Annotated in this window: 11 protein-coding genes; 8 read left to right on the top strand and 3 right to left on the bottom strand. The window is 50.8% G+C overall.

What is annotated here, in order from left to right:
* Positions 1-156: 156 nt before the first annotated feature.
* Positions 157-591 (top strand): group III truncated hemoglobin, encoded by a 435-nt coding sequence (locus F1593_RS21720; protein ID WP_235932659.1) that lies wholly within the window; start codon positions 157-159, stop codon positions 589-591.
* 83 nt (positions 592-674) lie between these two features.
* Positions 675-1,292, top strand: a complete 618-nt coding sequence (locus tag F1593_RS21715) for a DUF4291 domain-containing protein (protein WP_216368955.1) — start codon at positions 675-677, stop codon at positions 1,290-1,292.
* On the opposite strand, the gene F1593_RS21710 is transcribed toward F1593_RS21715, so the two are convergent.
* The gene (locus tag F1593_RS21710) at positions 1,289-1,891 is read right to left on the bottom strand and encodes an HNH endonuclease (RefSeq protein ID WP_149403661.1); all 603 of its coding nucleotides are present in this window, start codon (positions 1,889-1,891) and stop codon (positions 1,289-1,291) included. The two genes, F1593_RS21715 and F1593_RS21710, sit on opposite strands and share 4 nt — an antisense overlap.
* Before the next feature lie 196 nt (positions 1,892-2,087).
* Here F1593_RS21710 and F1593_RS21705 point away from each other — a divergent pair, with 196 nt between their 5' ends.
* The 6 genes from F1593_RS21705 (at position 2,088) to F1593_RS21680 (ending at position 9,504) form a co-directional block, all read left to right on the top strand.
* Positions 2,088-3,215 (top strand): protein kinase family protein, encoded by a 1,128-nt coding sequence (locus F1593_RS21705; RefSeq protein WP_149403660.1) that lies wholly within the window; start codon positions 2,088-2,090, stop codon positions 3,213-3,215.
* 118 nt (positions 3,216-3,333) lie between these two features.
* Complete coding sequence (locus F1593_RS21700) at positions 3,334-4,344, top strand: hypothetical protein (RefSeq protein WP_149403659.1); 1,011 nt, start codon at positions 3,334-3,336, stop codon at positions 4,342-4,344.
* Positions 4,345-4,716: 372 nt separating this feature from the next.
* Complete coding sequence (locus F1593_RS21695) at positions 4,717-6,126, top strand: adenylosuccinate synthetase (RefSeq protein WP_149403658.1); 1,410 nt, start codon at positions 4,717-4,719, stop codon at positions 6,124-6,126.
* Positions 6,127-6,309: 183 nt separating this feature from the next.
* Positions 6,310-7,539 (top strand): cytochrome P450 family protein, encoded by a 1,230-nt coding sequence (locus F1593_RS21690; protein ID WP_149403657.1) that lies wholly within the window; start codon positions 6,310-6,312, stop codon positions 7,537-7,539.
* A gap of 285 nt (positions 7,540-7,824) precedes the next feature.
* A complete protein-coding gene (locus tag F1593_RS21685) occupies positions 7,825-9,012 on the top strand; it encodes a cytochrome P450 (RefSeq protein WP_149403656.1) in 1,188 nt (395 codons plus the stop codon).
* A 213-nt stretch (positions 9,013-9,225) separates the two neighbouring features.
* Positions 9,226-9,504: a mycoredoxin gene (locus F1593_RS21680; RefSeq protein WP_149403655.1), complete on the top strand. Its 279-nt coding sequence runs from the start codon at positions 9,226-9,228 to the stop codon at positions 9,502-9,504.
* 101 nt (positions 9,505-9,605) lie between these two features.
* Here the strand turns inward: F1593_RS21680 and F1593_RS21675 are convergent, their stop codons facing one another.
* Together F1593_RS21675 and F1593_RS21670 are read right to left on the bottom strand one after the other, a co-directional pair.
* Positions 9,606-10,148 carry a hypothetical protein gene (locus F1593_RS21675; protein ID WP_149403654.1) on the bottom strand — a complete coding sequence of 181 codons (543 nt, stop codon included), beginning with the start codon at positions 10,146-10,148 and terminating at the stop codon, positions 9,606-9,608.
* A gap of 3 nt (positions 10,149-10,151) precedes the next feature.
* A complete protein-coding gene (locus tag F1593_RS21670) occupies positions 10,152-10,493 on the bottom strand; it encodes an MFS transporter (RefSeq protein ID WP_149403653.1) in 342 nt (113 codons plus the stop codon).
* Positions 10,494-10,909: the final 416 nt, after the last annotated feature.

The raw sequence follows: 10,909 nt of genomic DNA, 5'->3' as shown, positions 1-10,909 counted from the left end.
GCTGTAATCCTCATCCTCTCGATGAGCGCTACTGATGAAGGCGAAGTCTGCTATAATTGAAGAGATGAATATAGCTATGAACAAGCACGATAGTGCTTTGTCGGATAGATATCTGTGCCGTAAAGATAGAAAATTACCCTTAAAAGGATGAGCAAGATGATGCAGAATCAAAAAGATATAGAGTCGCGAGAAGATATTGCAACGGTGGTACGCGCTTTTTATGAACGGGCTATGCAAGATCCCGACATTGGTCCTTTTTTTACTGAGGTTGCCGCAATCAATCTCGAAGAGCATTTACCCGTGATGTATGATTTTTGGGAAAATCTGCTCTTCCAGACAGGCACCTATCATGGGGGCATGATGTATAAACATATTCTCCTCAATCAACAGAAACAGCTCACACGCGAGCACTTTGCCCGCTGGCTAAGCCTCTTTGAACAAGAGGTTGACCGTCACTACGCCGGACCAGTCGCCCTGGAGATGAAGAAGCGTGCCCGCTCTATCATTCCCTCTATGCAACTCAAAATGCGTCCCTCCATGCTTCCGCTTACCGAAGGCAGGCAGCCGGGCCGACGAAACATCCAATCATAAAAACAGGAGTGAGAAACAACCCATTGTCCTTATCTTTCAGCTGCTGCAGAATAGAGCGCAGGTGCAACAAGGATAGAGAGCTGATGATTGTTGATAAAATAATGCTTATGAACAAACATGAAATTCGTGCGGATTATGAGAGCAAATCGATTATTGTTTATCAGGCGTACAGTAAAGCTATTGCTCTCCCTGCGGTACAACATAATCGTTTTGTCGCTCCTTTTTCGTTAAATAGAATGACATGGATTAAACCTTCTTTTTTATGGATGATGGAACGCAGTAATTGGGGGAAAAAACCTGGCCAGGACACGATTCTGGCGATTCGCATTTCGCGGCAGGGATGGGAGGAGGCGCTCTCACAGGCCGTTTTGACGTCTTATGACCCTCATGCGTATAGAATATCCCAAGATGAGTGGAACACACGGCTAAAACAGGCTACAGTGCTTATCCAATGGGACCCAGAGAGGAATCTGCGGGGGAAAAGCTTGCCTGTAAGGAGTATTCAGGTGGGTCTGAGCCGCCATATAATTGAAAGATATGTTAATGATTGGACCCTGGAGATCCGCGATATCACACCGTTGGTGAGGAAAATCCGTGGTCTATTGCAAGCAGGCGAGGAGGCGAAGGCCAGGGACTTTCTTCCCAGAGAGCGGGTCTATCCGCTCGCTGAAGCTCTGGCGCGGAACATTGGCTGCCGCTAGCTCTCTGGCTGTGTCGTGCGGTAGCGACTGCCAGGGAGGCATTGCCAGCGCCAGATACGTTCAGGATAGTCGTTCCACGGCGAGGCGGCATGGAAGAGGATGGCTTTTCCAGCCGCTAGATAACTACGATAAGCTCCGGGCTGGATAGCTCGCAACAGGTCATTGGCAAAATCCAGGCTCTCTCCCCGGCTATAGAGCCTGCCAGCAGGAGCAGCGAAGCGTTGCAGGATCTGGTCCTCAATCTGCTCCCAGGGCAGGTCTCTGGCGACGAGGGCACGAGTAGCGCAAACAATAGCAGCCATATTATTGACTTCCGGCAAGCAGTCAAAGATGCTGAGCGTGCCTTCAAGGATATTAATGCCAAGATGCATGACGCTATGACAGGCTGGACAAACAGTCTCCAGGTTTTCCGGTCGATGATCATCTTCGGCTCCAATATGATTAACTTGCATGAATTTTCGACAGGTGAGCTGGCAATAACTACAGGTATACTGGCTCTGTCGCAGCACCTGCGCCCGCTTCCGACGCCACTCCTCGGGATCGCGATCCTTAAACCATTCGCCTGCTTGCATAACCGAGATACGCAATATTTTCGACATCCAGATCTTCCTTTTCACTAGCAGCGCTGTGTCCCTTGTTTATAATAGAACGTATAAGCAAGAGAGGGCGTGCAGATGTTTTCTTGTCCTCTTCACAGCAAAGGGATTAAATACCTTGACAACGCACGTTTTTCATGTTATAACTTTCTCATAGTTAGTGTAAGCGGTACACTAACTATGAGAGGGGATTTTGGTTGTGAGCAATCATGAATTGGAGCGGTTGCAGAGCACGCTCGCACAGGCCCGTTATCCACGGGATGTTTTTGGGACGCTAACAGGCTCCCGCACTGAGCAGATCGAGACGGCCAGGCGCATCTTTCGTCAGATGGCAAAGCTGGCTCATCCTGATATCCATGCGGGCTCGGAGGGCTTCGCTACGGCGGATCAGGCGTTTAAACGCTTGCTGCATTTCTGGGAATTGGCTCAACAGCAGCTTGAGAATGGTACCTACGCAAGTCCGGATGTCTTTGAACCTTTTGTCCTGAGGATGCCGGATCATGTGTATAGTATCGAACACCCGCTCGCGCAGGGAGATATCTGCCAGCTCTATCTGGGCAGTTATACAATGACTGGTCGCAAGGAGCCAGCCATCTTTAAATTCCCGCTGCATCCAGAGGATAATGATCTGCTGGCGAATGAGGCGCGCATCCTGTCGCATCTGAGCCTTGGCTATGACTATATCAACTTGCGTCATTTTGTCTCACAGCTGCTCGATACCTTTATGTATCAGGAAGAGGCTTCGGGCGCGGTGCGACAATTAAATGTGCTAACCGCTACGCAAGGTCTGTATTCATTACAGGAGGTGAAAGAGGCATATCCACTGGGAATCGATCCCAAAGATATGGCCTGGATCTGGCGACGCCTGCTGGTGGCGCTGGGCTTCGCACACCGCAACAACGTCATCCACGGCGCGGTACTCCCGACTCATGTTTTGCTGCATCCCGAACAACATGGCCTTGTACTGATCGATTGGTCATATGCGGTTCTGGATGTCAGTAATACCGGCGAACGAATTAGCGCGATCAGTATCCCCTATCGCGACTGGTATCCAGCCGAGGTGCCTGCCAGGGAAATGCCTACACCCGCTCTGGATATCGCCATGGGAGCCCGTTGTATGATCGACATCCTGGGTGGTGATCCGCACACGGGCGCTGTGCCCGACACGGTTCCCTGGCAGATCCGTGACTATCTGAAAGCCTGTATACTGCCTCATCCTATGCAGCGTCCTCAGGAGGTTGATTCCCTGCTACTGGACTTCGATACGCTGATCGAGCGTCTCTGGGGTCCCAGAACCTTTCATACATTTCGTATGCCCGAACGGTAATCCCAAAAGTTGAAGGAACGACAAACGCTCGAAAAGCTTCTATGAACCAGATAGAGTATCTGGTTCGCGCTCCACTGTCGAGGAGACGTTGAAGCATACATAAGTGAAGGAAAGACACATGGGTAGTACACGTTGGTCAACTGATAGCTATGAAGAGGCCGCCCGCCTGCGCAAAGCAGCTCATACCAGCGACTTTGCGTACAGCGATGCAGCACGGTCAACCGGACGTCTGCACATCCATCCCAGCCTTGATCCGCTGGGCGCAACGGTACGCGAAAGCCGGGATAGCGAGGCGCATCCACGCTCCAACGCGATCAGTATCCTCTTTGACGAAACCGGCTCCATGGGCGGCATTCCGCGCGTCTTCCAGCGCAAACTGGCCGAACTGATGCGTGTGCTGTTGCTCAAGAACTACCTGCCCGATCCACAGATCCTCTTTGGGGCTCTCGGTGACGCCACCTGTGATCGCGTCCCCTTGCAGATCGGGCAATTTGAGAGTGGTGTCGAAATGGATGAGCACCTGCGAAACATCATCCTTGAAGGCGGTGGAGGCGGCACCAGGCATGAATCCTATGAACTTGCCCTCTACTTCCTGGCGCGCCATACCGCCATCGACTGCTGGGAGAAGCGCGGTCGCAAGGGCTACGCCTTCCTGATTGGTGACGAAAAAGCCTATCCATTTGTGGATACAAAGCAGGTAGCCAGGCATATCGGCGATGAGCTACAGGAGAAAATCTCGTTGCACAGTATCATCGCGGAGGTGCAGCGCCACTATCACTTCTTCTTCATCTTTCCGCGCAACGCCAGCCACGGGAAAGATAGGAATATCCAGAACTTCTGGCACGACCTGCTCGGACAAAATGTCATCTTCCTGGACGATGAAAACGCCGTGTGCGAGACGATTGCGCTCACCATCGGACTCACCGAAAACGCCATCAATCTCGCCGAAGGAGAGCAGGATCTCCAGGAAGCGGGAGCTGATAAGCAGAATGTCAAAGCGGCGGCGCAGGCGCTCCAGACCTATGTTAACAATAAAAACCTTGTTAGTAGGACCATACATACTGTCAACAGCCTGCCGGAACAGATACATAAAAGCTTAAAGCGGCCCACTGGCACCGAACGCATCTAAAAGAGACGCTATGGCAATGGATACCAGCGCTGAAACGATGCTTGCAAGCTCAAAAAAACCTTGAGCGAGGTATCCATTGCACCATAGATGGATAGCTGGATAGCTATCTCCACCAGAAATTTATAGACAGGCTCGATAAAATCTCGTGACCACACTCATCAATAAATACAGTCCCGGGTAAGCTAGACTGATACATATAGTCGGAATAAGAAACACGCGAGGCCAATACACAAAGATTGAAACATTAACATATGCATTAATATATATCATCACATAAGAGAATAGAATTCCGGTTAAGATGAAAAAATTCCGGAAGAGACTTTAATACTGGATTTAACTGCATTAAGATATTGTAGAAGAAAGCAAACAGCTGTGAGGCAGAAAAAAGGATATAGGCAGGCACTTTTGATTGCCGATCTGGGCTTTGGGGATGCCGGGAAGGGAACAATGACCGACTACCTGACCCGCCAGACCGAGGCTCACACGATTGTACGCTATAATGGTGGCCCGCAGGCCGCGCATAATGTTGTCACGAGTGCCGGACAACATCATACCTTCGCGCAATTTGGGAGCGGCATGCTGCTTCCCTGGACCAGAACACTGCTGACCAACTCGATGCTCATTAATCCTCTCAACATGCTCAAAGAGGCGCGCCACCTTGCCACACTGGACATCCCAAATGCGCTGGCACGGACACAAATCGCGCAACAAGCGCTGATCATTACTCCTTTCCAGAAGACGCTCAATCGCTTGCGTGAACTGGCTCGCGGAGCGGACAGACACGGCAGTTGTGGTGAAGGAATTGGCGAATGTATGGCTGATTCTCTGACCTATGGACAGGATATCCTGCACGCAGGAGATCTCTATGACCGTATGAGCATCCGGCGCAAACTTACCTTTATCAAGGATAGCAAGCGGGCGGAACTGGATAGGCTACGACCGCTCCTGCCCGCTCTCCCGGCGGTTCAGCAGGAATGCGCCATCTTCAGTGACAAAAACTGTATCGAGGATTGCATCGATATCTATCACCACTTCGCCAGCTGTGTGGACATCATTGATGAAAAGGTAATCCAAAATATCTGCAATCGCGAAGGAACACTGATCTTTGAAGGTGCACAGGGAGTGTTATTGGATGAAGATTTCGCTTTTGCGCCTTATTCAACCTGGAGCCATACCACCTTTGCCAATGCTGATGCGTTTCTGCAAACGTATAACTACGAAGGGGAGATCACCAGGTTTGGTCTCTTGCGTGCCTATGCCACCCGCCATGGTGCGGGACCGCTGCCCAGCGAAGATCCTATCCTGACACATACCCTGCCAGAAGCGCATAATAGCTGGAATGACTGGCAACACAGCTTCCGCGCGGGCTACTTTGATCTGATCGCCGCCCGCTATGCCTGTCGCGTAATCGGCAAACTCGATTATCTTGCTATCACTCATCTCGACCGCCTGCCTCTCTTCCCGGCCTGCAAGATCACTACCGCCTATCGCCATACAGGCCATACAGACGACCTATCTGGCTACTTTGAGCATAGCGACAACCGCATCACCGGCATCCAGGTACACCGTCCCGCCAATCTGCCGCATCAAGAACAGCTCACCCGAAAATTAATGGCCTGTACACCCGAATATCAAATCCTACCCAAAGAGAGTAATCGTGCAAACACTCAAGCCGCCTATCTGGCCTGTATCGAAGCGCAACTCGGCATCCCGGTTGGCCTCATCTCAACCGGTCCTGACGAACGTCACAAAACATGTACGCCTGCTCTACACGCATCTTAGAACTGCACAACTCGACAGAGTGGATAATAAGAGATGCCGGAGCTATACGTAGAGCACCCGGCATTGTGTTTTTTATCTTGACCAATTTCGATCCATGATTTATAGTACATACAAGAGATTAAAAAAGACACATGATGCTACGTAAACAAACAGTTCTATAATTTCTCTCATTTGGAGTCTACGATGGTTACAGAAATAAATCTTGCTTCACCTGATTTCAAGGCAAATCCTTATCCTACCTTTACAGAGCTGCGCACAACTGATCCTGTACGACAAACAAAGTTGACGAATGAGCGGCGTGGCTGGTTGGTTTCACGCTATGAGGATGCCGATCTCGTGCTGCGCGATCCCCGATTCGCGAAAGATATTCAGCATGCGTTGACACCCGAAGAGTTGAAAGGGTATTATCCTTCACAGCAAGTCACACCAGAGGAGCGGGAACGCATGATTGATTTCTCGCACAATATGCTCGCCTACGATCAGCCGGACCACACGCGCTTACGCAATCTGGTCAACCTGACCTTTACACCACGCCTGATCGAGCGCTGGCGGCCGCGTATCCAGCAAATTGCTGACGATTTGCTCGATAAGATACAGGATCGGGGGGAGGCGGATCTGATCGCAGCCTATGCCTTCCCGATTCCGATGCAGGTGATCATGGAGATGCTGGGCATTAAATCCGAGGATCGCGATAAATTCCATGTATGGTCGAATATGATTATTGAAGCATCCGGCAATCCAGAGGAATTTCACCGACATCGTGCAGATATGATGGACTTCCATGACTATCTGGTTCAGATTATAAATGAAAAACGGGCCGACCCTGCCGATGATCTGCTCAGTCAATTGATCAGTGTCGAAACAGCAGGTGATAAGATGTCTGAGGCAGAGCTGATCTCAATGGTGTCGCTACTCCTGATCGCAGGGCACGAGACGACGGTCAATCTGATCGGCAATGGCACGCTGGCACTCTTGACGCATCCTGATCAGAAAGCGTTACTGGAGGCTGATCCAGGGCTGATGAAGGGGGCGATTGAAGAATTTCTACGCTTCCATGGTCCTTTGATGACGGCCACACAGCGCTGGGCCCGGGAAGATCTTGTACTGGATGGCACTCAGATCAAGCGTGGAGACTATGTCATGGTCCTGCTCGCCTCAGCCAACCATGATCCAGGTGTCTTTGGGGAGGCTGAAACACTGGATATCAGACGGCACGATAATCGCCATCTAGCCTTTGGAAAAGGAATTCACTATTGTCTGGGCGCTCCTCTGGCGCGTCTGGAAGGTCAGATCGCTATCGGGACGCTGCTCCGTCGTTTACCTGCCCTACAACTGTCTGTCGCGGCTGAGGATCTCGTCTGGCGGCCTGGCGCCTTGATTATGGGACTACGCACCCTGCCTGTCACCTTCTAGCTTACAATATCCCCTTCCCTTTCTAGAGCAACAGCGAGACTCTATCATAAAAGATGGAGCCTCGCTTGTTTATACCTGACAAGTAAAAACAGAAATTCAATACTGGCACTATCATTTATGATTGTGAATGTGCTATGCTATATAGGCGGAAGAATAATCCATAATTATGCATAATGGAATGCTATTACACAAAGGCGTGCTTGAATCGCAACTCTTTTCTTGATTGTTGATGCGGTCTGTAAGCAACTATACCAGCAGGCAGAACTAGTCCGAAAGGATACAGCGTTGAAATTTCCAGCATTTGTCAATGATCTGAGTATTCCACCTCAACAATATCATCACCAGCTACGCAACTGGACCAGTGAGATGCGTGCCAACGATCCTGTAGTCTATAATGAAGAGAATAATACCTGGGTGGTATTCCACTATGATGATGTGGTCCGTGTACAAAGCGACTTCGCGACCTTCTCTTCAGAGCATACAGTCAAGGATAATCAGGGCGTTAGCAGTGAGAACGGCAGCATTATCGAGATGGACCCACCACGCCACCGTGCGATGCGTTCGCTCATCACTCAAGCCTTCTCCGCCCGTACCATCAATGACATGGCCCCTCGTATCCAAAGCATCGTCGATGAGCTGTTCCAGAAGGTTGTGGCGCATGGACAGATGGATTGGATGACTGAGCTAGCCAATCCTTTGCCTGTGATTGTGATCGCTGAAATGCTTGGTTTGCCACGTGACAAGTGGCCTGAATTCAAGCAGTGGACTGATGCGATCATCAATAAAACGTCAGAAGCTGGCTATGCACAGGAACAATTTGCCAATTATTTCTCGCAGGCCATTGAAGAGCATCATAAGCATCCCGGTACTGATGTGCTCAGCCGCCTCATCGCCGCCGAAGTAGACGGCAAGCACCTGGATCATGAGGGACTGGTTAACTTCTGCTTCACCCTACTCATTGCTGGCAACATCACCACCACCAACGTCCTGGGCAATATGATTCTTTGCTTTGACGAACATCCTGATCAGCTGGCGCGGCTCTCTGAGCAGCCTGAACTGGCTTCCACAGCTGTCGAAGAAATCTTACGTTACATTCCTCCCTTCCGCTCAGGTCCCAACGATCTGCTCGTCGGACGTATCGCCACTACCGATGTCATGATTGGCGAGAAGCAGATTCACAAAGGCGAAAGCATTGAAGTCAGCCGAATTTCAGCCAATTTCGATGAGCAACAATTCACGGATGCGCAGCAATTCGACATCGCACGTACCCCAAACCGTCATCAATCATTCGGGCACGGTATCCACTTCTGTGTAGGAGCGCCACTTGCGCGCCTTGAAATCAAAACCACGCTCGAAACGCTTCCCAGATACTTCCGTGAGATCCAGTTGAACCACGATCAGCCCTTGAAGCAAGTGGAAAGCCGTCTTATCTTTGGTCCACGCAACCTGCCACTCTCCTTCCAGGCACGCTGATCCCTCCACGCACGGTTGTAAGATCATCAAACACCCGTCTTTGATCCTGTCCTGGAGCGCGCGTTGCTTATGCAGATCGATAAGCGATCCGGGACGGTCAAGCCAGATCAATCCACCTCTCGACTCGGAGAGGATTGGTCTGTTTGGAATATGCGCGATTAAACCTGTGTTTTTATAAGTAAATACAACTATAATTATGAAAGTGAAAACCCAATGACTGATCTTGAACATACCCAGACAGAGAAAATCACGACCATATATGTAACTTCCTGGTGCCCTTATTGTCGCAATGTAAAACGCTGGATGGATACCCACGGTGTCCCCTTTGAATCAGTGAATATTGAGGAGAATGAGGAAGCGGCCCAATTTGTGCAATCAGTCAACGGTGGCAACCAGACAGTTCCGACCGTTGTCTTCCCCGATGGCTCCGTTGAAACCAATCCAGGTGCCGCGTATCTGGCAAAAAAATTCCCACAGGCGGTTGCGAAATAAGCTTCGCACTAGCCTGGAGAGATTATCAAAGCCCATAGACCCTCGCCATTTCGATGAGGATCTATGGGCTTTATATACTATAAATCATTTCTAGAGGTATTTTAAGCTTCGCCGATGCTAATATGCATGTGCATGAGTGTCCTGTAGATGCGCTGGTCCTGTCGGGCGTAGCGAACGCTGAAGAGGAAGGTGTCAAGGGGGAACCAGACGAACACCCAGCCGATGATGCTGAGTCCATCCCCGATGACCTGGAGGAGGAAGATGGGACTGGCGGTGAGCTGGGTGCCAAGTCCAATGAAGACAACCAGGACGATCAGGGCCGCCAGCATGGCGTGGAGCGCACGTCGGCTCAACACACACGCCTCTAGCTCAATCTCCTGGATGCGGCTCTGGCAGTAGCGTTGTAACGCGGCTTCCACGCGCTGTTCCAGACCTGGCTGGATGCTGGCGGCAGGCAGATAAAGCGTCACCCTTACCTCCGATACCGCCGAGCGGGTACGTAACTCGCTGGCGATATATTCTATTCCCGCCGTGAAACTATAATTGTGATAGTCGGCAGAAAAAGGACTGAGGTTGGGCCTGACAAAAAAGTGTTCGATATCCGTTAAGCATAACGAAGTTGTATAGCTACGACCACGCCGCATAGATTATATCTCAACTTCTTCCAAAATCTTTCCTGCATCCTCCCTGGGGATATCTGTAGTATCTGTAGTATAACTACTGGTAGTACTTGTAGTATGTGTGTGACGTTGGCGTGGGATACAAAAGACAGCCACCAGCCCCAGGATTAAACCCAGAATAACAAGCCAGAGCGGCGTTGAGAGGGCCAGCAAGGATAGAAATCCCGTGGCGCAGACAAGCAAAAATAATCCTACGATCAGCACCGGGCGGGGCGTAATTTTATCGCTCAGGCGACCAGCGATCGGCAAACCAACCATCATTGCCAGCGCCTCAGCCATCTGTACCAGACCAGCCGACAAAGCCCTCATACCCACCTACTCCAACAAATGAATGGAAAGAGGGAGCATGGGAACGCCGATGCATCCGTAGGAGCCACCCTTCACGGGTGGAGGGGCATTGCCATTGCGCCCCAAAGCCCCACCAGAGCAGGCGGGAAGGAGAGCCAGTGCGAGAGGGTCGTTGCCCTCCACCCGTGAAGGGTGGTTCCTACGGATGGCTCCTCTCGCCTTCATTCCTCTTCATGAAGCGGTATGGCAGTGCACCCAAAAAAACGCTTGCAAGCACGCCAGGATCCGTACCCAGACTCCGTCAGCAGGCAGGGTGTATGGTTTTCCGTCATCGAGACCCGGCCCTGTTTTCCCTCATCGTATCTGCAGAGGTGGGTGAGAAGGAGCCTGTCTTTCTGCGATATACTACCACGAAAAGGAGGGTGATGATCGTTTTC

The sequence above is a fragment of the Dictyobacter arantiisoli genome (genome assembly GCF_008326305.1).
Classification (GTDB): domain Bacteria; phylum Chloroflexota; class Ktedonobacteria; order Ktedonobacterales; family Ktedonobacteraceae; genus Dictyobacter; species Dictyobacter arantiisoli.
Note: the sequence above shows the minus strand (reverse complement) of the source record. Positions and strands in the feature narration are given on the sequence as shown.

What these genes read in the sequence shown, in the direction of transcription:
- F1593_RS21720 (WP_235932659.1), top strand. Translation starts at nt 157, where the DNA reads ATGATGCAGAATCAAAAAGATATAGAGTCGCGAGAAGATATTGCAACG.
- F1593_RS21715 (WP_216368955.1), top strand. Translation starts at nt 675, where the DNA reads ATGATTGTTGATAAAATAATGCTTATGAACAAACATGAAATTCGTGCG.
- F1593_RS21710 (WP_149403661.1), bottom strand. Translation starts at nt 1,891, where the DNA reads ATGTCGAAAATATTGCGTATCTCGGTTATGCAAGCAGGCGAATGGTTT.
- F1593_RS21700 (WP_149403659.1), top strand. Translation starts at nt 3,334, where the DNA reads ATGGGTAGTACACGTTGGTCAACTGATAGCTATGAAGAGGCCGCCCGC.
- F1593_RS21690 (WP_149403657.1), top strand. Translation starts at nt 6,310, where the DNA reads ATGGTTACAGAAATAAATCTTGCTTCACCTGATTTCAAGGCAAATCCT.
- F1593_RS21680 (WP_149403655.1), top strand. Translation starts at nt 9,226, where the DNA reads ATGACTGATCTTGAACATACCCAGACAGAGAAAATCACGACCATATAT.
- F1593_RS21675 (WP_149403654.1), bottom strand. Translation starts at nt 10,148, where the DNA reads ATGCGGCGTGGTCGTAGCTATACAACTTCGTTATGCTTAACGGATATC.
- F1593_RS21670 (WP_149403653.1), bottom strand. Translation starts at nt 10,493, where the DNA reads ATGAGGGCTTTGTCGGCTGGTCTGGTACAGATGGCTGAGGCGCTGGCA.